21 protein-coding genes and 1 pseudogene are annotated in these 23,780 nt (G+C 43.0%); 12 read left to right on the plus strand and 10 right to left on the minus strand.

What is annotated here, in order from left to right; all coding sequences use genetic code 11:
- Positions 1 to 182 precede the first annotated feature (182 nt).
- On the plus strand, positions 183 to 2,528 hold the full coding sequence (locus ACFSTG_RS12710; protein WP_380753465.1) for a transglycosylase domain-containing protein: 2,346 nt from the start codon (positions 183 to 185) through the stop codon (positions 2,526 to 2,528).
- Between the two features lie 48 nt (positions 2,529 to 2,576).
- On the opposite strand, the gene ACFSTG_RS12715 is transcribed toward ACFSTG_RS12710, so the two are convergent.
- The gene (locus ACFSTG_RS12715; protein ID WP_380753468.1) at positions 2,577 to 4,751 is read right to left on the minus strand and encodes a catalase; all 2,175 of its coding nucleotides are present in this window, start codon (positions 4,749 to 4,751) and stop codon (positions 2,577 to 2,579) included.
- Positions 4,752 to 5,042: 291 nt separating this feature from the next.
- Positions 5,043 to 6,560, minus strand: coding sequence for a DEAD/DEAH box helicase (locus ACFSTG_RS12720; protein ID WP_380753471.1), 1,518 nt, complete (start codon positions 6,558 to 6,560; stop codon positions 5,043 to 5,045).
- Between the two features lie 215 nt (positions 6,561 to 6,775).
- On the opposite strand from ACFSTG_RS12720, the gene ACFSTG_RS12725 reads away from it, so the two are divergent.
- Together ACFSTG_RS12725 and ACFSTG_RS12730 are read left to right on the plus strand one after the other, a co-directional pair.
- Positions 6,776 to 7,483 (plus strand): Crp/Fnr family transcriptional regulator, encoded by a 708-nt coding sequence (locus ACFSTG_RS12725; RefSeq protein ID WP_380753474.1) that lies wholly within the window; start codon positions 6,776 to 6,778, stop codon positions 7,481 to 7,483.
- A 170-nt stretch (positions 7,484 to 7,653) separates the two neighbouring features.
- A complete protein-coding gene (locus ACFSTG_RS12730) occupies positions 7,654 to 8,133 on the plus strand; it encodes a hypothetical protein (RefSeq protein WP_380753476.1) in 480 nt (159 codons plus the stop codon).
- A 47-nt stretch (positions 8,134 to 8,180) separates the two neighbouring features.
- Here the strand turns inward: ACFSTG_RS12730 and cysM are convergent, their stop codons facing one another.
- From cysM to ACFSTG_RS12745, 3 genes are all read right to left on the minus strand, one after another.
- The gene (gene cysM, locus ACFSTG_RS12735) at positions 8,181 to 9,068 is read right to left on the minus strand and encodes a cysteine synthase CysM (RefSeq protein WP_380753479.1); all 888 of its coding nucleotides are present in this window, start codon (positions 9,066 to 9,068) and stop codon (positions 8,181 to 8,183) included.
- Positions 9,065 to 9,856 carry a serine O-acetyltransferase EpsC gene (epsC, locus tag ACFSTG_RS12740; protein ID WP_380753482.1) on the minus strand — a complete coding sequence of 264 codons (792 nt, stop codon included), beginning with the start codon at positions 9,854 to 9,856 and terminating at the stop codon, positions 9,065 to 9,067. Before epsC ends, cysM begins: the two co-directional genes overlap by 4 nt.
- A gap of 359 nt (positions 9,857 to 10,215) precedes the next feature.
- The gene (locus tag ACFSTG_RS12745) at positions 10,216 to 12,345 is read right to left on the minus strand and encodes an FUSC family membrane protein (RefSeq protein ID WP_380753485.1); all 2,130 of its coding nucleotides are present in this window, start codon (positions 12,343 to 12,345) and stop codon (positions 10,216 to 10,218) included.
- Positions 12,346 to 12,675: 330 nt separating this feature from the next.
- On the opposite strand from ACFSTG_RS12745, the gene ACFSTG_RS12750 reads away from it, so the two are divergent.
- Both ACFSTG_RS12750 and ACFSTG_RS12755 read left to right on the plus strand, forming a co-directional pair.
- The gene (locus ACFSTG_RS12750) at positions 12,676 to 13,359 is read left to right on the plus strand and encodes a type 1 glutamine amidotransferase domain-containing protein (RefSeq protein WP_380753488.1); all 684 of its coding nucleotides are present in this window, start codon (positions 12,676 to 12,678) and stop codon (positions 13,357 to 13,359) included.
- Between the two features lie 15 nt (positions 13,360 to 13,374).
- Positions 13,375 to 14,280: an alpha/beta fold hydrolase gene (locus tag ACFSTG_RS12755; protein WP_380753492.1), complete on the plus strand. Its 906-nt coding sequence runs from the start codon at positions 13,375 to 13,377 to the stop codon at positions 14,278 to 14,280.
- 20 nt (positions 14,281 to 14,300) lie between these two features.
- Here ACFSTG_RS12755 and ACFSTG_RS12760 read toward each other — a convergent pair whose 3' ends face one another.
- Positions 14,301 to 15,020 (minus strand): SDR family oxidoreductase, encoded by a 720-nt coding sequence (locus ACFSTG_RS12760; protein WP_380753496.1) that lies wholly within the window; start codon positions 15,018 to 15,020, stop codon positions 14,301 to 14,303.
- A gap of 249 nt (positions 15,021 to 15,269) precedes the next feature.
- Here ACFSTG_RS12760 and ACFSTG_RS12765 point away from each other — a divergent pair, with 249 nt between their 5' ends.
- The 3 genes from ACFSTG_RS12765 to ACFSTG_RS12775 all read left to right on the plus strand — a co-directional run bounded on the left by ACFSTG_RS12765 (position 15,270) and on the right by ACFSTG_RS12775 (position 17,307).
- A complete protein-coding gene (locus ACFSTG_RS12765) occupies positions 15,270 to 15,647 on the plus strand; it encodes a hypothetical protein (protein ID WP_380753501.1) in 378 nt (125 codons plus the stop codon).
- Between the two features lie 77 nt (positions 15,648 to 15,724).
- Positions 15,725 to 16,345, plus strand: a complete 621-nt coding sequence (locus ACFSTG_RS12770; RefSeq protein WP_380753504.1) for a YqaA family protein — start codon at positions 15,725 to 15,727, stop codon at positions 16,343 to 16,345.
- An 83-nt stretch (positions 16,346 to 16,428) separates the two neighbouring features.
- Positions 16,429 to 17,307: a cation diffusion facilitator family transporter gene (locus tag ACFSTG_RS12775; RefSeq protein ID WP_380753507.1), complete on the plus strand. Its 879-nt coding sequence runs from the start codon at positions 16,429 to 16,431 to the stop codon at positions 17,305 to 17,307.
- Here the strand turns inward: ACFSTG_RS12775 and ACFSTG_RS12780 are convergent, their stop codons facing one another.
- Positions 17,308 to 18,420 (minus strand): DEAD/DEAH box helicase, encoded by a 1,113-nt coding sequence (locus ACFSTG_RS12780; RefSeq protein ID WP_380753510.1) that lies wholly within the window; start codon positions 18,418 to 18,420, stop codon positions 17,308 to 17,310.
- A 223-nt stretch (positions 18,421 to 18,643) separates the two neighbouring features.
- Between ACFSTG_RS12780 and ACFSTG_RS12785 the strand changes: the two genes are divergently transcribed.
- Positions 18,644 to 18,787, plus strand: a complete 144-nt coding sequence (locus tag ACFSTG_RS12785) for a YqaE/Pmp3 family membrane protein (RefSeq protein ID WP_084625583.1) — start codon at positions 18,644 to 18,646, stop codon at positions 18,785 to 18,787.
- Positions 18,788 to 18,925: 138 nt separating this feature from the next.
- On the opposite strand, the gene galE is transcribed toward ACFSTG_RS12785, so the two are convergent.
- A complete protein-coding gene (gene galE, locus ACFSTG_RS12790) occupies positions 18,926 to 19,975 on the minus strand; it encodes a UDP-glucose 4-epimerase GalE (protein WP_380753514.1) in 1,050 nt (349 codons plus the stop codon).
- Between the two features lie 191 nt (positions 19,976 to 20,166).
- Here galE and ACFSTG_RS12795 point away from each other — a divergent pair, with 191 nt between their 5' ends.
- The 3 genes from ACFSTG_RS12795 to ACFSTG_RS12805 all read left to right on the plus strand — a co-directional run bounded on the left by ACFSTG_RS12795 (position 20,167) and on the right by ACFSTG_RS12805 (position 22,940).
- Positions 20,167 to 20,451, plus strand: coding sequence for a DUF3817 domain-containing protein (locus tag ACFSTG_RS12795; protein WP_380753517.1), 285 nt, complete (start codon positions 20,167 to 20,169; stop codon positions 20,449 to 20,451).
- A 3-nt stretch (positions 20,452 to 20,454) separates the two neighbouring features.
- A complete protein-coding gene (locus ACFSTG_RS12800) occupies positions 20,455 to 21,774 on the plus strand; it encodes a mechanosensitive ion channel family protein (protein ID WP_380753520.1) in 1,320 nt (439 codons plus the stop codon).
- A 68-nt stretch (positions 21,775 to 21,842) separates the two neighbouring features.
- Positions 21,843 to 22,940, plus strand: coding sequence for an endonuclease/exonuclease/phosphatase family protein (locus ACFSTG_RS12805; RefSeq protein ID WP_380753521.1), 1,098 nt, complete (start codon positions 21,843 to 21,845; stop codon positions 22,938 to 22,940).
- Here ACFSTG_RS12805 and ACFSTG_RS12810 read toward each other — a convergent pair.
- Together ACFSTG_RS12810 and ACFSTG_RS12815 are read right to left on the minus strand one after the other, a co-directional pair.
- Positions 22,937 to 23,326 (minus strand): annotated as a pseudogene (locus tag ACFSTG_RS12810) (acyl-CoA thioesterase). The gene ACFSTG_RS12805 and the pseudogene ACFSTG_RS12810 overlap by 4 nt on opposite strands.
- Before the next feature lie 21 nt (positions 23,327 to 23,347).
- A complete protein-coding gene (locus ACFSTG_RS12815) occupies positions 23,348 to 23,779 on the minus strand; it encodes an NUDIX domain-containing protein (protein WP_380753523.1) in 432 nt (143 codons plus the stop codon).
- Position 23,780 lies beyond the last annotated feature (1 nt).

A 23,780-nucleotide genomic window follows, 5' to 3' on the forward strand; every position in this document is an offset into this window, starting at 1 on the left:
TCACCAAGTTAAGAAATTTGGACCCGGAAACCTTTGCGTTTAATTTTTTCTTGTAAATAATTAATAAAGATTTAGCAGGCTTCACGCCGGTTTCTGAAGGCTTGCTTTTTCAAATCTTAAAGTTTTTTAAACTTGGAGATGTTTTTGATTAAGTGTTTGTTTCTTTGGCAGACACTTGACCTATGCTTACAAAATATTATAGAGTACTACTTCTTAAGATCAGGAAGTTAGCAGATAAAATCAGGAAGATTCCGGCACCCGTTGCAAAAAAATGGACAATTGGGGTGCTCCTGGGAGGCTTCCTTTTCTTTGGCATCTTTTACCTGAGTATTTACTTCGGATTATGGGGGAAGATCCCCGCAGAAGCAGAACTTAAGGAACTAAAACAGAATGAGGCCACCGAGGTTTTCGCTTCAGAAGGGGAACTCATAGGAAAATATTACATTTTTGACCGGCAGCCGGTCTTGTACCAGGAATTGCCGCAGCATCTTATTGATGCCCTTATTGCGACAGAAGATATTCGCTTCTATGACCATGACGGCATCGACAGCCGCAGCCTTGCAAGGGTATTCTTCAAGACCATATTAATGGGAGATGAAACCTCTGGCGGAGGAAGTACCATTACCCTGCAGCTGGCCAAGAACCTGTTTGGAAGACAAGACTACGGTTACCTCAGCATCGTTGTGAACAAGGTGCGGGAGTCAATTATTGCGCGAAGGCTTGAAAGCATTTATTCCAAAAAAGAGATCATCAACCTCTATTTTAATACGGTCCCTTTTAGTGACAATACCTACGGAATTGAAAGTGCTTCCCGGAAGTTCTTCAATACAACAACTTCAAATCTAACTCTTGAACAGGCAGCTACCCTTGTTGGAACCCTTAAGGCATCTCATTATTACAATCCGCGGCTGTTTCCTGAAAGAAGCAAGGAACGTCGGAATGTGGTATTGTTCCAGATGGAGAAGTACGGATTTCTTCCGCAGGAAGAATATAAAAAGGCACGGGAGCAACCTATCACCATGAAGTACCAGTTCTTCAGTAATAACGGGGGGATAGCTCCTTACTTCAGGTCACAGCTAAAAAAAGATGTCAAGGCTATTCTCGATACCCTCACCAACGGGGAAGGGGAACCTTATAATATCTATCGTGACGGTTTGCAGATACATACCACCATTGATTACGAGATGCAGGTACTGGCAGAAGAAGCCATGACAGAACATATGACCGCCCTCCAGGCGCAGTTTGAAAAGAGCTGGGGAAAGAGGGCTCCCTGGAAACGTGAAAAACTGCTGAAGGAGGCACTGGCACAGACGCCGCAATACAAATCCCTCGAAAAAGCCGGTTGGGAGAAGGAAAAGATCATGGACTCCCTCCACAAGAAGACCGAAATGGAACTTTTTGACTGGGGGAAGAAGGAAATGATAAGTGCCAGTATTGCCGACAGTGTTCAGCATTATATGAAATTCCTGAACATGGGAATGATCAATCTCGAACCCTCAACGGGAGCGGTTAAATCATGGGTTGGCGGGATAAACCATAAGTACTTCAAATACGATCACGTACAGCAAAGCAGGCGGCAGGTAGGCTCCACCTTTAAACCGGTGGTGTATACCGCGGCTGTAGATGCCGGCATCGACCCCTGTACCTATTATTCTGTAAGGGAGGTTTCTTATGAAGGAGGCTGGACACCGTCAAATTCTGATGACGATATTGATCCTTACCTCAACTATCCAATGCCTACTGCACTTAGCAAATCAATAAATACCATTGCCGTTAAGGTATTGTATGATGTGGGGTTGAACAATGTACTCACACAGGCTCAAAAAATGGGTTTCCCTCCGGATATTCCACGTTATCCTTCCATAGCTTTGGGAACTGCAGAGATGAGCGTGGCAGATCTTGCCGGTTCTTATGCAAGCTATGCTAACAACGGGCGGTTTGCAAAACCTTTTTACATCACCAAAATTCAGGATAAATACGGAAATATCATTGTCGAATTCAAACCACAGGTGGCTAAAAAACCTGCGTTCTCCAACACCACGGGTCAGGTAATGATAGAGATGATGAAAGAAACGGTGAACTCAGGAACTGCTGCAAGGCTTCGCTTTAAATATGCCCTCCCCAATGATATTGCAGGAAAGACCGGGACCACACAGGATAACAGGGACGGCTGGTTCGTAGGGATCACCCCTAACCTGGTTTCGGTTACCTGGGCAGGATCTGATGATCACCGCATAGGGTTCCCCTCAACTTATATAGGACAGGGCGCAAATTCGGCTCTCCCTGCCTTCGCTTTGCTTATGCAGAAGATGAATGCAGATCCTCAATTTGAAGAGATCACAGGGGCGCGTTTTGGTTCCCCCTCTCCTACCGTGCAAATGATGCTGGCCTGTGAACCCGAGAAACGGGATGATTTCCTGGAACGTTTGTTCACCAATAAAGACAGACCAAAGAGGAAATCAGGAAATACCGGGGAGAAAAAAGGCCTTTTCAGTAAGATCAAAGGGATCTTTAAAAAGAAGAACTAAAAAGAATGGTCCGGAAAAATTCCCGGACCATTTTCTTTTTTAAAGGATCTAGGCTGGGATCCTTTCAGTTTTCTCACGCCCCCAAAAACGGTGTTGCCCAATGGCCTGTATGAATTTGTCTTCGAGGCCAGAGCCCCTCTTCTCCAGGATCACTCCCTGTTTCTCGTTATCAATACTTTCTACAAGGTGTTCAATATAGCTCGCCTTCAACAGGTCTTTGGCATCTCCCTCCATAGCTATAGCTTTACAGTGCTTATAACCTTCATGCATAAAGTTGATCGCTTTGGCGTTCTTTTTCAGCGTACCTATGCTCTTTTCTCCGGAAGGGACATAGAAAGCATCAAAGAGAACAGAACCACTGGTAGCAAAGCTTTTATCCACTTTTATTTCCCCGCCGCTTTCTGTCTTAATTTTACCATTGTGGGGAGCCACTATTTTGACCATCGCCCCTTTTTGGGTAAGCGCCTTTTTCATGCTCTCCACCGATTCTCCATCTACCCCGTCTGCACACAGGAATGCCACCATTCGTGTCCTGATATTTCCTTTCACGGTATACTCCATGCTCAGGCTCTTATCTTCTTTAATAGCCTGTTTCACATTTAACGGTTCATAATCCTTAGGATCTGCATCTGCAGGAACCCCGTGTTGGACGGGTTGCATAGGCCCATCAGGAAAAGGAAAACCTAGTCCTTCTGCCACCTGTTTGGCCAGGTCTTTATCTACCTGGGTAAGCAGTCCAACCATTCGTTTTCTTATTTCTTCCCTTTCTATCATCCCCAGTTCAAATTGAAAAGCACTAATGATCTGTTTTTTCTCAGCTTCGGTTTGGCTGTGGTAAAAAAGGCTTGCCTGGCTGAAATAGTCATTAAAGCTCTTGCTTCTGGCCCGTATCTTCCTGGCGTCTATATGTTCGGTATGGCTCACAAAACCTCCGTCTTTCATCTTGGCCTGGAAAGGACAGCCGCCTCCTACTGAGTTGGGCTCGTAGTTAACTTTTCCTTTGTTGATCTGTTGCCTCATAAAGCCGTCACGCTGGTTGTTGTGCATGGGGGCGATAGGTCGGTTGATAGGTATCCCGTGGAAGTTGGGTCCACCCAGGCGAATAAGCTGGGTATCCAGATAGGAAAATAATCTTCCCTGCAGCAGGGGATCATTGGTGAAATCAATTCCCGGCACAATATGACCTGGGTGGAATGCCACCTGTTCTGTCTCGGCAAAGAAATTATCCGGATTCCTGTTCAGGGTCATTTTTCCGATCTTTCTCACCGGCACCAGCGCTTCGGGGATGAGTTTGGTAGGATCGAGAAGGTCAAAGTCGAATTTGTGTTCATCTTCTTCGGGAACCATTTGCACTCCAAGTTCAAATTCCACGAATTCCCCCTTATCAATAGCTTCCCAAAGGTCCCTTCGGTGAAAATCGGGATCCATTCCGGAGATCTTCTGGGCTTCGTCCCACAGAACAGAATGCGTTCCCAACACCGGCTTCCAGTGATATTTTACAAAAGTTACTTTTCCTTCGGCATTTATCCATTTGAAGGTATGCACTCCAAAGCCTTCCATCATCCTGTAACTGCGTGGAATTCCTCTTCCTGAAACTATCCACATGATCACATGGGTAGCCTCGGGCATAAGGGAGGCGAAATCCCAGAAATTATCATGGGCAGCCGTTGCCTGCGGAATTTCATTATGAGGTTCAGGTTTAATGGCGTGTACAAGGTCAGGGAATTTAATCGCATCCTGTATGAAGAAAACCGGAATGTTATTTCCCACCAGGTCATAATTGCCCTCATCTGTATAGAATTTCACTGCGAAACCCCTAACATCTCTCGCCAGATCTGTAGATCCGCGAAAACCAACCACGGTGGAAAACCGGGTAAAGACCGGGGTCTTTTTCCCTGCCTCGCTTAAAAATGAAGCCTTGGTATGCTCTTTCATTGACTCATAGGCCTCAAATACGCCGTGGGCTCCTGAACCTCTTGGATGCACTACTCTTTCCGGAATTCTCTCATGGTCAAAATGGGTCATTTTTTCCCTGAAGATAAAGTCTTCAAGCAGGGATGGTCCTCGTTCACCCGCACTCAAGGTATGTTGGTTATCATTTATCTTTACCCCCTGGTTGGTGGTCAAATGTTCATTTGTCCCGTCTTCCCTGTGTTTGTCAAGATCTCTTTGTTTTTCACTTTTTTCTTCGGGCCCCTGACCTTTTTGGTTTTCCTTTTCCATTTTTTAAGTTTTATATGGTTGTATGGGCAACTCTCTGAAACAGAGCACCCCCTGTTCTCTAATTTCAGGATTTTCAAAGGAAAATATTCCGAAGATGATGTTAAAGTACCAGCTTTTCCTTTGCGGAAAAAATCTGTAAAAATGGGAGAAAGCCGGCAATTTATTAACATGAGGCAACTCCCGAACCGGGAGGAGCAGGAGAGAAAGGAAAGTTAAACCCCGTATAACACACAGAACGACTTACCCGCCGGTGAGACGGGGGCAGAAGAAATGTTTAAAGTAAAAATATTTTTAAAAGTCCGCCTGATTTATTCGCAGCCTTAGCTTGCGCATATAATCTTCCTTAAGCCAGTCACGGTAATTTTTGGTACTGTTGCTTATGCAATAGGAATATCGTCTTATCCTGTACGCAATGTCCTCTGTTAGTTCTTTCGCCAGCAGGCGCGCGTCAAAGACATCTTCGCTGTTCTCTACGCACATCCTGGTGTGCTGGTCAAGGGAACGTTCCAGAACGGTCTTTGATTTCAGACCTTTTGAAATGATATCATCATACTCAGCCTCGACATCAAAACTCACGTCTTCAGATTTGGCAAATTTCTCTCTGAGGTCTGCAGGCATTTCATATTTGAAGTTCTGCTCTATCTCCTCATCACTTACCAGGTTCTCAAGGAAATAATCTGGTGACCTGAAGATCTGTTTCCAGTCTACCGGGGCACTCCACAAACCAAACCTGGCCGCATTGTTCCCTAGGTCTATCACGGTAAATTCATCCTTACCCGGCAGTACACGGGACCCGCGCCCTATCATTTGATAATATAAGGTAAGGGATTTGGTGGCACGGTTCAAAATGATAGATTCTACCGTTGGTTCATCAAATCCTGTCGTAAGGATACTTACTGATGTCAGTACTGCATCTGGTGTCTTCTTGAACCAGCGCAAAATGTCCTTACGGTCTTGTTTACTGGTAGTATTGTCAAGGTGTCTCACATCGAACCCTGCATTTCTGAAGGTTTCATAGACCTCCTTGGAAGTATTGATCCCGTTGTTGAAGATAAGGGTCTTCTTCCCATGGGATTTTTCCATATAGGCATCAAGGAGTTTCTCCTGCATGGAGAAATTCGAGTAAAGTTCTTCGGAAGATTTCACGGTATAATCGCCGTTGATACCCACCTTAAGAGTAGAAAGACCAACATCAAAACTATAGGTGTTGGCTTTGGCCAGAAAGCCTTTTCCAATCAACGAACTTATCGAATCCCCTACAATCAGCTCGCGGTAATTATCCTTCATGGGAAGCTTGATATTGGAACTCAGAGGCGTAGCCGTTACCCCGAGAATGAAAGACTTCTCAAAGAATTTGAATAGTTTTCTAAAGGAATTGTAGTGGGCCTCATCAATGATCACCATGCCAAGGTTTTCCAGCTCTACCTTTTCATCGTTCAGGCGATTATTGAGCGTCTCTACCATGGCTACAAAACACATGTACTCATTCTGATCTGGCAGTTCCTTGATACTGCTGTTGATGACCTTGTTTCGTACCCCAAAACCCGAAAGCATTCTTGAGGTTTGTTTGCAGAGTTCGATACGATGAGTAAGGATAAGGACCTTTTTACCGGTACGTTGTATATATTCCCGCACAATTTGGGAAAAGATAACGGTCTTACCCCCACCAGTAGGTAGTTGATAAAGAAGATTATAACGTTCGGGGTGAGCTTCCAGAATCCTGAAAATCTTGTTAATATCTTCCTGTTGATAGTCATATAATTCCTTATCAACCGTCTTCTCTTCAATTCCAAATATGTCCTGCGTCATTAGATGTTTGTTCGTTTGCAATTTTGCAAAAATAGCTGATTTTAAGGGTATACTCAAATTTTTATATGGAAAAACCTCAGCTTTTATTTTTATGCTCCTTCCGGGTATTGCAGAAATTTTGTATCTTTAGCGAAAGGTTAACTACCTGGTATTCTGCTCCTGCCCCATTTTTTTTCCCCTACTGTGATTTGTCTAAATATATATTTGCGTGCACAATGAAAAAGAATATGAGGAAGCGCAATCAGTACATCCAAGCCCTCTCAACAAATAAATTACTTAAAGATCTGGAAGTTGACCAAATAGAAACAATTCTTGATGATTTAAATGTAGAGAAATGGCCAAAGAATACCTGCAGCCTTCACAAGACCAATACCTTTCACCGGCAGTTCCATTTTATAATTTCGGGACGGCTCAAGGTGTACAAGATCGACCCGGAATCAGGCCGGGAATTTACCCTGTTCCTCCTCACCCGGAATGATGTTTTTGACATGATGTGCTTGTTGAACGAATGTGATCAACATGTCTATTATGAAACCCTGGATAAGACTATCCTTCTTGCTGCCAGTCTGGAGAAAATGCAGATGTGGATGAAGGAATACCCTGAGATCAACCGGAATATACTACCTTATTTATGCCATCAATTAAGGGTGGTCGAGGAATATGCTACCAACTTAACCCTCACTGAGATCCCGGTAAGGCTTGCTAAACTGATCTTACGGAACATAAATTCTGAATCCCAAAAACTGGAGCTCATCAATGATCTTTCAAACGAAGAGATCGCTAATATGATAGGTACCACCCGTGCAGTTGTAAACCGGCATTTGCAGGAATTCAAAAATGACGGAACCCTGTTATTGGGACGTCAGAAAATGGAGATCAAAAACCTTCAGAAGCTGTTACGTAAAGCAGGGCCAAACCTCTAAGAAATTTTATTAATAACTTTAACAGAGATGTGATACTTAAGTAGTACCCAGATAATTAGGTTATAAATACCTTTATAATATTATTAATCTAAATAATGTGTGCTATGAAAAATTTAATTCTTTGTTTGCTCTTGATGGGCTTTATCAGCGTCGGGCATTCGCAAATTGTATTGAAGGAAACAAAAGTGGATTATTCACCCGTTTCCATGAAGATCGATCCTAACACTGAACTATTAATTGTTAGTTTACCAGAAAAATACGTGGGCCATTTCCAACAAGACCCGTTAACCTTTATCCGTGAAAATTTTGATGCAGAGAAGTTAGCTCTTGAAAACCGGGAATATGGCTTTGATTCATTTGATGTGGAGTTCAGAACTACCAAAGGTAATGTTCTTGCTAAATACGACAGGCATGGGGAGATGGTCTCAACATACCAGCAGTTTAAAAACGTACCATTACCAGATAACGTAAGGCTTCATTTAATGCAACAGTATCGTAACGGTAGGGTTGTGGCCAATAAACATATCGTAACTTCCAAAGAATGGAATATTGAGAAAGATTTTTACCGCATCAAAATTAAAGATGGTGACAAAACCAGAAGATTGCGGGTAGAAAGTAGTGCTTCAGGCATTGTCCTGGTAAGTAATTAAGATCACGTAAGTGTGTTGAGGAGCCACCCTTTTTAAAGGGTGGTTTTTTATTGATCAAAAAGATCTGAAGAAAGATATCGGTCTCCCCTGTCGCAAACTATGCTTACCACTACTCCCTCTTCCAGTTCTTCACATAACCTCACTGCAGCAGCAGCAGCACCGCCGCTGCTCATCCCCGCAAAAATACCTTCTTCCCTTGCAAGACGTCTGGTCATTTCCCGGGCCTCCGGTTCATTAACCTCCAGGATCCTGTCCACCTTTTGAGGATCAAAAATTGCCGGAAGATATTCCCTGGGCCACTTTCTGATACCCGGAATTCGGGCATCATCGGCAGGTTGTACCCCAACAATTTGAATACTGCTTTTCTTTTCTTTGAGAAAGGTGGAAGTTCCCATTATCGTTCCGGTAGTTCCCATCGAAGACACAAAATGAGTGATCTTGTGATTGGTATCTTCCCAGATCTCAGGTCCCGTAGTTTCATAATGGGCCTGCCAGTTGTCATTGTTCCCAAATTGATTGAGCATGAAATAATTTCCCTCCTTCATACGGTTTTCAGCATAATCCCTGGCGCCTTCAATTCCGCCAGCGGCAGCGGTAAGGATCACCTTTGCGCCGTAGGCCCTCATGGTTTGAACCCGCTCAACGGTAGAATTCTCGGGCATTATGAGCTCTATATCCAGTTTGAAGATCCCGGCGATCATGGCCAGGGCAATTCCGGTATTACCACTGGTAGCTTCAATAAGTTTGGTTTCCCTGGTGATCTCTCCCCTTTCCAGTGCTTTTTTGATCATGTTATAGGCCGGCCGGTCTTTCACACTGCCGCCGGGATTCTGACCCTCCAGCTTGAAGTAAAGCTCTACCCGGGGATTATTGATAAGATACTTTGCCTTTACCAGGGGAGTATTCCCAATCAGATCTAATATGGAATCGTTCATTTTTGCTGCAGGTTTTTGATCTTTATCTGCGGGGAATGGGTTACAAATGAGTTTTCAGGGACCGAGGAGGTGAGCCATGTGTTACCTCCTATGATACTGTTTGCACCAATTATGGTATTCCCTCCCAGGATGGTAGCGTTGGCATAAATGGTCACATTATTTTCTATGGTAGGATGGCGTTTCTTGTTCCTAAGCTCCCGCTCTACATACAAGGCTCCAAGAGTCACCCCCTGGTAGATCTTTACATTGTCTTTTATAACTGCAGTCTCCCCTATCACCACCCCCGTAGCGTGGTCTATAAAGAAAGAACCTCCTATTTGTGCTCCTGGGTTAATATCTGTGCCGGTAATTTTGTGGGCATACTCAGTCATCAACCGGGGTACCAGCGGCAACCTGAATTTATAGAACTCATGGCTGAGACGGTAAACTGCAATTGCGAAAAATCCGGGGTAAGACAGATAGACTTCTTCTACCGAGTTTGCGGCTGGATCATTGGTGGCAATCGCCACTGCATCTTTGTTGAGCTTCCGGAGAATATCAGGGAGCATTTTACAGTAATCCTGCCATATCTCTTCACAAGGTTTATGTGGTTCCCAACAGACCAGATCTGCCAGTTCTTTAAAATCAAATGAAAGTTTCTCCAGGTTTTCCTTCACCGGAGTATCTTCATCAAACAAGGTATAGAAAAGGCTTTCAGTAAATGCTTCTGCGCGTTCCTTTATCTTTAATCTTAAATGAGGTAATCTCTTCTGGGAAATGATCTCCTCAATTACTTTTTTCTGCTCCATAATTTTAAACCTGAATTCCAAATTTATGAAATAGAAATCCATTTGTAGCAGGCTTTGGCTGAAAAGAAAAGACCTCAGAAACCTGTTTTCCTTAATTAAACTCTAATTAGCGTTAAAGTATTATAAAAGTAAAACTCTAAAAGGCAGGGAGTTGTAAATTTATATCATTAACCATTAAAATATTTTAGTCATGGCACAAGAAAGGCAAGGACAAAAAAAGGAAGCTGAAAAAAAGGCAGCTCCAAGAAAAGAACAAGGTAAGAGCGAACCAAAAAAAGCAGGAAGACAAGAAAAAAAATAGTTTCCTGAATCGAATTTTACAGACCGGAATTTTTTCAGGCCACCTCACAAGGGTGGCTTTATGCTTTGAGAATGTCTTTGCTCAAAAGTGCCTTTAAATTTTCTGAAAGTTCCCACAGCCATTTGAGCTGGTCTGTGATGATCTGTACCTCCTGTAGTTGCTCCCGCAACTCAGGGCTTATTTCCATTTGTCCCTCTGCTTTCTCCCTATTCCTCTTCTCTGTAAGCTCCTTGAATTTTTCACTGAAATAGATCTCTGCCTCTTCAATTTCTTTTTGTACAATGGGTTTTGAAGGTACCTCCTCTTCCTGAAGAGATCTTTCTGCTGCCAGAAGGTTTTCTGTGATCGCCCGTGTATAGTTAAGAAAATGGGTGGAGGCCGTGGTGGTGGAATGTGCCCTGATAAATGTTCCCAAAGAGGCCACCGAAGAAAGGAATTCCTGGTTCAGGGAAACCATTTTAAATACATCACCCATTTCCCCTTCCCCTGATCGGGGTTCCTGAGCCATTCTCTGGAAAGCCGCATTAAGGTCTCCTATCGCGAGGAAAGCCCGTTTTCTTGCCAGCCTGTAAGAAGTTGCAGATCTGCCTTTTTCCCGGTATAAAACTGAAATCTCGTTTAAAAATTCGCGATTGGCTTTCAGGCTTTCAGAAATAAAATTCTTTATTCCCGAATATTCCCAGGTAGGCCATAGGAATTTGTTCCCCACAAAAGCCAGAGCGGCACCAATTATCGTATCCAGCACCCGGTACTGTATCACCTCCAAAACATCAGGTCTTATGAGACTATAGACAAATACAACGTTAAGGGTTATAAAAGCTGCTGCTGTTTTGTAGTTCCTCTGGATCATTGAAAAAGCCAGGATCAGGGTAATTACCGCCAGTATCCCATAAACAATGGTATTTTGAACTATAAGTACTATAGTGACTGCAATACCTCCCCCAATGAGAGTGCCATACAAACGCTGCTGAAAACGTTCGCGGGTAAGGGCATAACCCGGCCGCATGATCACCAGACTGGTAAGAAGGATCCAATAGGCATTTTGAAAGTGAAAGATCCTTCCCAGGAAAAAACCTGCTACCAGGACGACCAGGAGTCTAAGGGAATGCCTGAAAATAGGTGATTTGAGATCCAGATTATTTTCAAGGGTCTTTAGGTCGTAATCACGGGTGGTAATAAACTTTTCTGCTTCTTTAGCCCTTATTTTAAATTCAGACTTTCCTTCCCACTCGCGTAAAAGACGTTCTATTGACTTAATTTTTCGGTCTTGCTTATCTTTAAATACCAGGAGATTCCTGTATACCAGCAGTGCCTCGCGTTCCTGAGGGAGATTCGCGTCTTTTTCAAAATCCCTGAATGCCTGCCAGGCATCTTCCCGCAAAATTTCCAGTTGTGGATTAGTCCGGTAGGTGACATCTTTTTTCCACACCAGCGCTATTTCCCTAAGTTGGGCAGCCATTACTATACTCCATTTTTTTATAGCCTCCAGTTTATCACTCCTGTCCCTAAACAGTTGCTGCATTCGGATATAATTGACTGGATTGGCCATCCCCAGTTCCAGGATGTCAACAAGCTCCATGAAAATGAGCAATTTTTTACGCACTACCCCAGAACGGCCAAAATTTCTTCGCCTGGAGATTACCAGTTCCCGAAGGGTCTCGTGTTTTTCATTGATATCTGTCTGTACCCCTATAAGTTCTTTTTGCAATTTCTCCTGCTCCTCTCCTGCACTGCTAAATAACCTCGTTCTTATCTCCAGGTACTCTGCCGTTAGTTCAAAAACTTCGGCCAGGAGTTTTTCAGTTTCTCTCCTTCGGTTAAGATAATGCAGGGTGATGGTAAATACCAGGTACCAAAGTCCACCCAGTCCAACCAGTAGCGAGTGTTCAAGCACAGAGATTTCCGAAGGAACCTTTGCGAGGCTCAACACAACGGCAAAGAGTCCGGAGAAGGAAATAAGGGAAGCCCGGAATCCGTAAACCGAGATCATGGAAAAAGAAAAGATCAACAGGGCAAGCACCGGTACGAAAAGGATCGCATTCATTGCGGCGTAACCCGCGAGCAGAGTGCCCACCACGGCCATGAGCGCAGAAAGGGATACCCCTATAAGCCTGCGTCGCAGGCTGCCGGGCACATCACTGGGAGAAGTGAGCAACACCCCAATTGACATGGCGATTCCTACATCCAATCTACCCAATTGACTGCTCACAATCAAAGGTACCACTGCAGCTACTGCGAAACTGATACCTTTCGAAAATTCGGCCGTTTTAAGCAGATTAAAAAAAGACGTGAAATGGGATAGCAGGTTCAACGGGAAAATATTTCTTACAAAGCTACAAAGGTTAAACGGCTTTTCTTACCCTCTTCTATAACCTGAACCCCTACGGGAAGATTTTAACCTTAAATTAGTAATACTGCCTTGGCGATGGAAGTACATCATCGTAATTTTAAGGAAAAGGGAAAGATTATAGATAAAGATCTTTTCTACGGAAATAAATAAAATTAAAATTTAGAACTTATGAAAATATTGATGGTACTTACCTCCCATGGTGAGCTTGGGAACAGCGGAAAAAAGACCGGATTTTGGGTGGAAGAATTTGCCGCGCCGTATTACGTCTTTGCCGATGCCGGTGTTGATGTGACCCTGGCTTCCCCAAAGGGAGGACAACCTCCTGTAGATCCTGCCAGTACAAAAGAAGATGCTCAAACAGAGGCTACCAAAAGGTATGACAAGGATGAGGAGCTTCAGAAAAAAATGTCTGAGACCAAAAAGCTGGAAGATATAAACGTCAATGATTTTGACGCCGTTTTTTATCCGGGAGGACATGGTCCTTTATGGGATCTCGCAAATGATCTGACTTCAATTTCGTTGATCGAGAAATTCAACGAACAAATGAAACCTATGGCTTTTGTTTGTCATGCCCCGGCCGCTTTAGCCAATGTTGAGGACCATAAAAAACCCCTTGTTAGAGACAAGAAGGTCACCGGGTTCACCAATTCTGAAGAAGAAGCGGCGGGACTTACAGATATAGTTCCGTTCCTGGTGGAAGATAAAATGAACCAGCTGGGTGCCCATTACAGCAAAGGCGACGATTGGAGTTCATATGTGGTGATTGACGGCCGACTTATTACAGGTCAGAACCCTGCATCTTCTGAAAAAGCCGCACGGGAACTATTAAAGATGGTACAAAAGAAATCCTGATATCCCTGATGCACCATGGCGAATACAAGAAGCATAGCAGAGGTGATAAGAGCACATGAAACTTCAGGTAGATATTTTATGGTTGACGGAATAAAGACCTTTGCCCTTAGTCTGGGTCGTGGGGAGCCGGTACTGTGCATGCATGGAGTCCCTGCTTCCTCATTTGTTTACCGCAAAGTTCTTAAGTCGCTTGCCAAAAAAGGTTATAAAGGGGTGAGCATTGACCTTCCGGGTTTTGGTCTTTCTGACCGTCCTGATGATTTTGATTACTCTTTTTCGGGCTTTGCTGATTTTATTTTTAAAGCAGCCACTACCTTAAAATTAAAGAAATTCCACCTCGTAGTGCATGATATTGGTGGGCCTATTGGCTTTGCTATGGCCGCAAGGCACCGCTCAAAAATCCTGTCTCTCACTATTTTAAATACCTGGATAGATGTGGTGAACTTCAGAAAACCTACGGTCATGAAACCTTTTGAGAAGAGAGTACTTGGAGAGGCCGAATTAAAGCTGATGAATCACCTCACCTGGCCTGTCATGTTCAAAAATATGGGGGTGCTGAAGTCGGGTTTAATTCCTTCAGAAGAAGTCAATGCCTATGTTGACCTGTTGAAAAGAAAAGATGAAGGAAAAGCCTTTTTAAAAGTAATGCGCAACTATGATCATTCCATCGCTTTCCGGGATCTTTGTTACCACGCAGTGCAAAACACCCCATACCCCGTCCAGGCGATCTGGGGTGGTAAGGATCCTGGCTTACCACTTGAAACCTTCGGAAAGGAAGTCAAGGAGATTGCCGGTCTGCAGGAAATTCATTCCTTACCGGCTCGGCATTTTCTCCAGGAAGAAGCCTGGCTTTCTATTGCCGATCTCATTGTGGAGCAGGCCAAAAGTATTCACCTTCAAAAATTAAAAAAGGAGGTCTGAAAACCTCCTTTTTAAAAATCTTATTTTTTCGGCGGTTTTGTAGGCCGTATCTCAATTTTACTTGGAAGGGCGCGGTGATTCATCTTTAGCAGATCAAGCACCAGTTCTCCCAGGTCCTCGGGCTGAATTTTCCACGCGTCCTCTTCAGAAGGTGTATGATCATTGAAATGAGTGGCCACAGATCCCGGCATAATGGTGGTCACCTTAATATTGTGATTCCTCAGGTCAAGCATGGCTGCCTGAGTGAAACCCGTTACCCCGAATTTGCTTGCATTATAGGCAGCACCCCCGGCAAAAAAGTTTGTTCCTGCCAGGCTGGAAATGGTAAAAATATAGCCTTCAGATTTTTTGATAGCGGGAACAGCTGCTTTCATACTAAAGAAGACTCCCGTAAGGTTGGTATCAATGGTTTGCTGCCACTGCTCTGCCGTCAATTCTTCAATAGACCCGAAAAAACCAACCCCGGCATTGGCAACCAGCACATCCAGCTGCCCCCATTTTTCGATAACCTTTTGAATGGCTTTTTCCTGGCTTTGAAGATCCCTTACATCGGCTTCAAGGCCAAATACCTCTCCTTTTCCTTTTGAAGTAATTTCCCCGGCAGCTTTTTCGGCTTCGGCAGCGTGACGGCTGGTGATGGCTACTCTCATTCCAGCCGCAGACAGGGTTTCGGCTACGCCATAACCTATACCTTTACTCCCACCGGTAATAAATGCCACTTTTTTATCTAAATTTTCCATTATTAATTATTTTTTACTTTCTTAAAACTAATCATTCCTTCAGGAAAGTTTGAAGCATTGATTTTAAGACTTTGTTAATTCTTGGGGTAAAAAAAAATTCTGCCTTAAATTTCATGGGAATGAAAAAATCTTTAGAAATACACTCGTAAAATACAGGGAGAAACATTTATCTTTGCGCTCCTTCCGAAGCGATGGCAACATGCGGTAAAAAGGAGGGAAATGGTTTAATCGTTCAAAAAAAAAGCTACATTGGAAAATCCTAAGGCACAAAAACTTCTCAATAAAATTCAGCGCGACCTAATGCGCAATGGCATAGTAATCAACACAATCGTTGAAGATCTAAAGGATCTAAGGCCTTATGCCGTTGAAGAACAGAGTCCTTTGCTTGCCAAGGTGATAAGGCTTACCTACGAACATATTGACACTTACCAGACCTTTGATATCCCAATCCCTGCAGATGAGCCTGTTGAAGGCTTTGAAGAGGAAGAGACTGCAGATCCTGATGTGGATCCTAAGGAGAGCCTTGACTACCTGCTGTCACTGATGGCAGAAGCTAAAAACAAGCTCAATGCTCTGGAATTGAGGGAATACAGCAACAACCTTATCGCTTACGCAGAAGAGAATTAACTTTTCAATTTATTGAATTGGCTTGGTATTTGAATCTACAGCTACCTAACGCTTATATTTAGATGGAAGAAAGGGAAATGAAGAAAAAAGAAATTGTTTTAAACAAAAAACCCCGGTGGAAATTACTGCACCAGTATTATAGTTACACCGGATTTTACAGATTTGTTGGGGGGAGCCTTAAAAAGGCTATCCTGCCTATCGTTCTCTTTTTAATTGCCCTTATTGCCGTCAATGAATATGTGATCAATATCAACCAGGTACTGGTAACGGTGACAGAGACTTTCTCTCCATTGGGTATTCTGGCCGTCTTTCTTGCTTCTGAATCATTGTTGGGACTTGTCCCACCAGAACTTTTTATTGCCTGGGCAGGAAAATCTGCTTCTCCGGTATTTTACCTAAGCCTTCTTGCTCTTGCCTCTTATTTAGGCGGGATCATTTCCTTTTTTATGGGACGTGGGATCACCAGGATCCCTTCTGTGCACAATTACCTGGAAACAAGGATGAGCAAACATATCAAGAATACCGAGAAATGGGGCGGATTCCTGATTGTGGTGGGTGCCTTACTCCCCATTCCTTTTGCGATGACCAGTATCGCGGCAGGTATCATCAACTACAAATTTCGTTATTACCTGTTGTTCGGACTTCTAAGGTTTGTCAGGTTTTACGGTTATGCGCTGGTGATCTTTAAGATCGTTTAATTTCCATTTTTTAAGCTCTGTTATTTTGCCGGTTAATTTCCGGTAAAACCTTTACTTTTGGTAATACAATGACCAAAAGCTAAATGGGGCACGAGCATCACCATCATCATACTGCAGGAAAAAATCTCAAATTCGCCTTTTTTTTAAATGCCGGATTTACGGTTTTTGAATTGATAGGCGGGTTTTACGTCAATAGTGTGGCCATAGTATCTGATGCCGTGCATGACCTGGGAGATACACTTTCCCTGGGAACCAGCTGGTATCTACAGAATAAATCCAAACAGGCCAGCAATACCCGTTATTCCTTCGGATATAAACGTTTCTCCCTCCTGGGAGCCCTCATTAATAGTCTTGTTCTTATTGGAGGATCAATCTTCGTGATCTCTGAAGCGATAAAAAGGATCATTTCCCCTGAACCTTCTGATGCGGTGGGAATGCTCCTGTTCGCTATTGTAGGAGTTGCGGTGAATGGGATAGCTGCGTTTAAATTAAGTAAAGGAACATCACTGAATGAGAAAGTGGTCTCCTGGCACCTTATGGAAGATGTCTTGGGCTGGGTGGCAGTATTGATCGTGGCGGTAACCCTGCAATTCTGGGATAACTATTACCTTGATCCCGCACTCTCCCTGTTAATCACCCTCTTTATTTTGTGGAATGTCTATAAAAGATTAAAGGAAACGCTCTTTATCTTTTTGCAGGGGGTTCCGGAAGAGATCAATATCCCGGAAATTGAGGAGAAAATTTTACAGGTCCCTAATATAGCCTCGGTTCATCATACGCATGTATGGTCACTCGAAGGAACAGACCATATTTTCACCACTCACATCAAACTACAGAATATAAATAGTTTCAGGCAATTACTTGACCTGAAAAATGAGGTTAAGAAGCTTCTTAAGGAATATAATTTTGACCACTACACTATCGAGACAGAACTTGACCAGGAAACCTGTGAGCTAATGTAACTACCTTATCTGCGTGAATTTAATGCCTAACTCCCGCTCAAGTTGGCGAAGCTTTTTAAGCTCATACTGGTTCACCAGTGCCAGGGAGATTCCGGTTTTTCCTGCACGGGCAGTACGCCCGCTCCGGTGGGTATAATAGTCGGTTTGTTCGGGTAACTGGTAATGCACCACAAAGGCAAGGTTGGCAACATCAATACCTCTTGCAGCAACATCTGTAGAGACCAGTAAACGCAGGGATTTGTTCTTAAATGCCCTCATGACCTTATCCCTATCCTTCTGTAACATATCGCCTTCCAGCAGTCCCACTTCGTGATTCTTTGCGTTTAATTGCCCGGCAAGAGTCCTTGCAGCGGCCTTGGTTTTAGTGAAAATTATTCCGCGCTGTTTTCCCATAGATTTCAGGAAGTAAGCAAGGGTATCCAGTTTTTTGTTGTCGTCTTCGCTCACGAACTGGTGCATGATCCCGGTATTGACGGCATCATTTTTATCTATGTTTACCCTGCGGGCATTTTTATCAACATATTTATTGATGATCTCATTAAGGTCCTGCGGAATGGTAGCAGAAAACAACCAGACTTTCCTTTCTGGAGATTTGGTAGCTTCAAGGATCGTGGTAAGATCCTTTTTAAAGCCCATGCTCAGCATTTCATCTGCTTCATCCAGAACAAGGGTTTTGATCGCAGAAATATCCACGGCCTTACGATTCATTAGATCGATCAAACGACCGGGGGTCGCTACCACAATCTGGGTAGGACGGTTTAGCCTGGCTATTTGAATATCTATCTTTTCCCCTCCATACACTGCTTCGGTAAAGACCTTGTCTGAATATTTGGTGAATTTAAAGAGTTGTTTGGCGATCTGCTGTCCAAGTTCCCGGGTAGGAGACAAAATAAGTGCCTGCACCTGTTTTTTGGCAGGGTCGATTTGGGCCAGTAAAGGCAATCCAAATGCGGCAGTTTTCCCCGTTCCTGTCTGGGCCTGCCCCACAAAATCCACAGTTCCTTCTGTAAGTACGGGAATGGCCGCTTCCTGTATCTTCGTAGGGGTATGAATCCCCATTTCGTTTAGTCCCTTAATAATATTTTCTGAAACTCCCAGCTCCTTAAATGTCATCTCGTTAATTTTTTGCGAAGATAGCTCTATTCCCAAACCCCATACAACAAATCAGGGTATTTCTTCAGGCTAATGCTGCTCAGGGAGCTACTGTTTTTTGTAGGAATCCGCACCTGAATATTCCTAAAAATGAGCTTGTTAAATTGAAGCTAAACCCGATTTTTTAAATTTTTCTTTGAGAAATTAATAGTAATTTGGGTGTATAACCATTAAAAAAACAACCATGCTTACTATCATTTTAAATATTCTATTACCCCCTCTGGCAGTCTATTTGAACCATGGAGTAGGAACCACCTTATTGATTAGTATAGTGCTGACCTTGATAGGTTGGCTTCCTGGAGTGATCCATGCGTTTATTGTAAATTAATTTCTGTATATAAACTGTCTAAAATATAAATTCCCCCTTATTACGATCTGCCTTTGCGGGTTTTTAAACCCCATACAAAAGGCTTGTAAAGTTTGAATTAGCCCTTTAAGCTTATATTTTAGACAGTTTTATTTTTCACTACATTCCTTCTGTCTCTTCCATTTCCTTCTCCTGAAGGCGTTGTTCCCATTTCCACGCACTTTCCAATGCATTGTCTATAGAAAATTCAGCTTTCCATTTGAGTATTTCGTTTGCTTTGGTGGTATCTGCATAAGCAGCGGTTATATCACCTTCTCTTCTTCCAGTAATAGTGTATGGAAGTTTTGTTCCTGAAACTTTTTCAAAAGTCTTGATTGCTTCCAGTACCGAATTTCCTTTTCCGGTTCCCAAATTAAAAACTTCGTAATTGGTGTCTTGTTCCTCATCAAGTAGACGCTCAAGCGCAACCACATGGGCCCGGGCCAGATCAACCACGTGAATATAATCCCTGATACAGGTACCATCGGGTGTTGGATAATCATCTCCAAAAACCGAAAGTTTTTCCCTTTTACCGATAGCTGTTTGGGTAATGAATGGCACCAGGTTCTGGGGAGTACCTATAGGCAGTTCGCCAAGATGTGCACTTGGATGAGCACCTATAGGATTAAAGTACCTTAAGGAGATGGCGTTCAAATGTGGCGTTACTTTGCAGGTATCAAAAATTATCTCCTCTCCTATTTGTTTGGTATTGCCATATGGGGACTCTGCTTTTTTAACCGGAGCCTCTTCAGAAATCGGTAATTCATCGGCCTGCCCGTAAACCGTGCAGGAGGAACTGAAAATGAATTTTGGCGCTTCCTTTTGCTTTAGTTGTTTTAAAAGGTAGATGAGCGAATTCAGGTTGTTTTCATAATACAACAACGGATTTTCGACACTTTCTCCAACTGCTTTGGATGCAGCAAAGTGTATTACTCCTTCTATGTCAGGATATTTTTCAAAAAAGCCTTTCACAGCTGCCTTTTCGCGCAGATCAATGTTTTCGTACTCAGGGGATATTTTGGTGATTTTGGTGATCCCTCCCAAAACATCCAGAGATGAATTGGAAAGGTTGTCGATAATAACCACTTCAAATCCTCTCTCCTGAAGGGCAACCACGGTGTGCGAACCTATAAATCCCAATCCTCCGGTTACCAGTATTTTTTTGTTCATCTTGTTGTTCTCTTTATGTGGGAGCAAATTAAGAAAATACGCCCTTACAGCCTTGACCTTAATAAAGATTTAGAGGTTTTTCCCTTTCTCAGATTGATTTACATGAAGAGAACAGCCTCTGAAAACCATCTTTTTTCAAAGAAATATCGTAAAGAATAAAGTATATTTGCACCATCAAAAAACAAGATAATATGACGCTGGATCAACAGGTTAAATCGTTTAGATGGATCAGTATTTTTGAAGGAATCTCTTTTCTGGTACTGCTTTTAATTGCCATGCCTTTAAAATATATTTGGAATGCGCCCGAAATGGTGCAGATCGTGGGAATGGCCCATGGCCTTCTTTTTGTTGCTTATATTCTTGGAGCTTTGTGGTTGTACAGAAAACTGGATTGGAAATTCAGCACTTTAATGATCATTTGCATTAGTTCAGTCCTGCCTCTTGGCCCCTTCTATGTTGAAAAAAAATATCTATAGTCCATGTGGGAAGATATAAAGAATCTGAGTAATTTTTTAGCAGAATATCTTATTGGAAAAGGCTTAGATGGAGACATTGCCCGCTTCCTGAATATGCTGGTAAATATTGCAGTGGTCTTCGTTTTATGGTATTTAATTCATCTCATCACGAAGAGGCTTCTTCTTACTGCTTTTCAGAAATTCACCAATAAAACCAAAACCACTTTTGACGATTACCTGGTAAAGAGTAATTTTCCAAGGTATGTGAGCAACATCTTCCCTCTTTTACTGTTGATCATTACGGTTCCTATAGTATTTGAAGATTATCCAAAACTGCTTTCGGTTTTTAAAAAATTGGTTAATATCTATATTATTCTTCTTACCGTACTCATTTGCAGAAGTTTATTGCGTACCACCACAAATTACATGAAGCGGCACGAACGCTATCATGATAAACCTATTGAAAGCTACACCCAGGTTTTAATGATCGTCTTTTGGTCAATTGGTTTTATCTTTATTTTTTCTGAGATCACAGAGAGATCTGTTTTAGGTTTTCTTATTTCTTTGGGAGCTGCTTCTGCAATCATCCTGCTCATATTCAAAGACACCATAATGGGTTTTGTAGCTTCCATTCAGGTATCGGTCAATGATATCGTACGTATTGGAGACTGGATCACCTTTAGTAAATATGGAGCCGACGGATTTGTGACCGAGATCAACCTCGCTACAGTAAAGGTCCAGAACTGGGACAATACTTTTACCACCATCCCTACCTATAATCTCATTGGCGATTCTTTCCAGAACTGGCGCGGTATGCAGGAATCCCCGGGAAGACGCATCAAACGATCCCTGTATATCAAACAGAATTCCATTCGATATGTTACCGCAGAAGATATTGCCAAATTTGAAGAATTTGACCTTATCTCGCCGTACATTAAAGAGCGGCAGCAGGAGATCAACCTTTACAATGAGAAGCTGCAGGTAAATAAAAAATACCTTATTAATGGCAGGCATCAAACCAACCTGGGGATATTTAGAAACTATGCCCTTAGTTACCTCAAATCCCACTCACAGGTCAACCAGGAAATGACCATGATGGTTCGCCACCTTGCTCCCACCACACAAGGTATTCCGTTGGAGATCTATTGCTTTAGCAATGAAAAGCGATGGGAATATTACGAAGGGATTACGGCAGATATTTTTGATCACCTTATTGCTGCCATTCCTTTTTTCGACCTGCAACTATTTGAGGCTCCTTCGGGTGACGATATCTTGAAAGCGGTAAAAGGGATAAGTACCGTATCGCTATCTCCTGAGGCTGCAGTGATGGAAAAACCCCAATAAAAAGATAATTTTCCTACAAAAGAAAAATTTACTGCTTACCTTCATCAACAGGTAAAATAAAACCCGGCATGAAACTTAAACCCATTTTACAGGCCATAGGGATCCTGGCAGTAATTTTGACCCTCTTCCCTTTTGTCGCTGCAGATTTCTGGTGGATTCGCATGTTTGATTTTCCCCACGTACAGCTTACTCTTTTTACCCTGGCAGCAATCATGTTCTATTTTTTCCGGTTTGACATTCGGTCGTGGCGTGATTATGCTTTCTTGCTGATCCTTTCTGGTTGCTTCCTGCTGCAGTTAACCAAGATATACCCATATACCCCTTTTGCTTCCCATCAGGTAAAAGAAAATGAACAGGTTGACCATCGTCGCACCCTAAGTCTCTTTGCTTCTAATGTACTTCAGGATAATGAAGAACACCAAAGAGTCCTGGACGAGGTCCTTACCCAGGATGCAGATCTGCTTATCTTTACAGAGACCAATCAAAGATGGCGTGATGCCCTGCAGCCTGCTTTAAAGGAATACGGATATTCCTACCAGGTAGAAATTCCTTTAGACAACACTTACGGAATGCTTTTTTATTCCAGATACAAATTAATTGACCCACAGGCGAAGTTTTTAATAGATGACAGTATTCCTTCCATTCATACCTTAGTTGAACTTCCCTCGAACGAGATCGTACAGCTTCACATCATCCATCCTACTCCCCCAATGCCTCCCCATGATGGTTCTTCTACAGACAGGGATGCCGAGATGTTGATGGTTGCAAAAATGGCCCTCGAGGCTAAATATCCTGTGATAGTTGCGGGAGATTTCAATGATGTAGCCTGGTCTGAATCTACCAAACTTTTTCAAAGGGTGAGTAGGCTGCTGGACCCCAGGAAAGGACGGGGATTCTACAATACTTTCAATGCGAAAAGTTGGCTCATGCGCTGGCCGCTGGATCACTTGTTTGTGTCTGAAGAATTCCGGATCATGGACTTGCGACTGGGCCAGGATGTAGAGTCAGATCATTTCCCCCTTTATGCAAAACTCAGTCTTGAACCCTCGGGTGCCAAGATCCAGGAAAAATCTGCTCCTTCTGAAGATGACCTGAAAGCAGGCGAGAAGCAGATCGAGAATGAAGAAGAAAAAACCCAAAAAGAAGAGGCGAAAGGCGAAAATTAATCTGCCAGTCGATCTTTGACGTATTCGATCTTCGTCTTCCCGTGTGGTTTGGCTTTGCCTTCTTTGTCAAGAGATACCATTACGATCTTTTCAATGGTAATAATACTTTCCCGCGTCATTTTATTCCTTACCTCACAACATTAAGTGAGGGAGGCGGTCCCGAATTTTATCACGTCCATTCCAATTTCTATAATATCCCCTTCCCTCGCAGAACTCCTGAAATCGATCTCGCTCATATACTTTGTTACAGTTCGCGGATTTTCCAGCTGAATAATTGAATAGAGGGCAGCTTCCTCATCGATCCATTCCAGCAAACGTCCGCCAAACAAAGTGCCGTTAGGATTGAGGTCCTGGGGTTTGATCCATTTTCGGGTGTGAAATCTCATATTACCTGTTGATTTTTGTCGTTATAAAGTTTTTTCTGAATGATATTGCTGCACAGCGAATTCCAGGATTTCCTGGTGGTCAAAGGCCAGTTCGGGCAGTTCCTGCAAGTTGAACCAGCGTGCATCTGAAGCATCATCATTCCCTTTCACTTCTTCTTCGGAAGCTGCCTCTCCCCAAAACGCTATGCTTATGGTCCTGCCTCGGGGATCACGACCCGGAGTTCCAAAGGCCCGAAGTTGGTATACTTTCCCGACCTTTAAGCCGGTCTCTTCTTCCAGTTCTCTTTTCGCACCGTCTTCAAGTGTTTCGTTCTCTTCCAGGAATCCACCGGGTATGCCCCATTTATCTTTAAAAGGTTCAGATTTCCTTTTGACCAACAGCACCTTTTCCACTTTTTGACTCTTGTAGAAAACCACACAGTCTGTGGTAACCGCTATTTCCTGTTTTGACATA

The sequence above is a fragment of the Salinimicrobium flavum genome (assembly GCF_042684505.1).
GTDB classification, from domain to species: Bacteria; Bacteroidota; Bacteroidia; order Flavobacteriales; family Flavobacteriaceae; genus Salinimicrobium; species Salinimicrobium flavum.

Coding starts and splice junctions, on each gene's coding strand:
- ACFSTG_RS12710 (WP_380753465.1), top strand. CDS start 183: ATGCTTACAAAATATTATAGAGTACTACTTCTTAAGATCAGGAAGTTA.
- ACFSTG_RS12715 (WP_380753468.1), bottom strand. CDS start 4,751: ATGGAAAAGGAAAACCAAAAAGGTCAGGGGCCCGAAGAAAAAAGTGAA.
- ACFSTG_RS12720 (WP_380753471.1), bottom strand. CDS start 6,560: ATGACGCAGGACATATTTGGAATTGAAGAGAAGACGGTTGATAAGGAA.
- ACFSTG_RS12725 (WP_380753474.1), top strand. CDS start 6,776: ATGAAAAAGAATATGAGGAAGCGCAATCAGTACATCCAAGCCCTCTCA.
- cysM (WP_380753479.1), bottom strand. CDS start 9,068: ATGAACGATTCCATATTAGATCTGATTGGGAATACTCCCCTGGTAAAG.
- epsC (WP_380753482.1), bottom strand. CDS start 9,856: ATGGAGCAGAAAAAAGTAATTGAGGAGATCATTTCCCAGAAGAGATTA.
- ACFSTG_RS12750 (WP_380753488.1), top strand. CDS start 12,676: ATGAAAATATTGATGGTACTTACCTCCCATGGTGAGCTTGGGAACAGC.
- ACFSTG_RS12755 (WP_380753492.1), top strand. CDS start 13,375: ATGGCGAATACAAGAAGCATAGCAGAGGTGATAAGAGCACATGAAACT.
- ACFSTG_RS12760 (WP_380753496.1), bottom strand. CDS start 15,020: ATGGAAAATTTAGATAAAAAAGTGGCATTTATTACCGGTGGGAGTAAA.
- ACFSTG_RS12770 (WP_380753504.1), top strand. CDS start 15,725: ATGAAGAAAAAAGAAATTGTTTTAAACAAAAAACCCCGGTGGAAATTA.
- ACFSTG_RS12775 (WP_380753507.1), top strand. CDS start 16,429: ATGGGGCACGAGCATCACCATCATCATACTGCAGGAAAAAATCTCAAA.
- ACFSTG_RS12780 (WP_380753510.1), bottom strand. CDS start 18,420: ATGACATTTAAGGAGCTGGGAGTTTCAGAAAATATTATTAAGGGACTA.
- ACFSTG_RS12785 (WP_084625583.1), top strand. CDS start 18,644: ATGCTTACTATCATTTTAAATATTCTATTACCCCCTCTGGCAGTCTAT.
- galE (WP_380753514.1), bottom strand. CDS start 19,975: ATGAACAAAAAAATACTGGTAACCGGAGGATTGGGATTTATAGGTTCG.
- ACFSTG_RS12795 (WP_380753517.1), top strand. CDS start 20,167: ATGACGCTGGATCAACAGGTTAAATCGTTTAGATGGATCAGTATTTTT.
- ACFSTG_RS12800 (WP_380753520.1), top strand. CDS start 20,455: ATGTGGGAAGATATAAAGAATCTGAGTAATTTTTTAGCAGAATATCTT.
- ACFSTG_RS12805 (WP_380753521.1), top strand. CDS start 21,843: ATGAAACTTAAACCCATTTTACAGGCCATAGGGATCCTGGCAGTAATT.
- ACFSTG_RS12815 (WP_380753523.1), bottom strand. CDS start 23,779: ATGTCAAAACAGGAAATAGCGGTTACCACAGACTGTGTGGTTTTCTAC.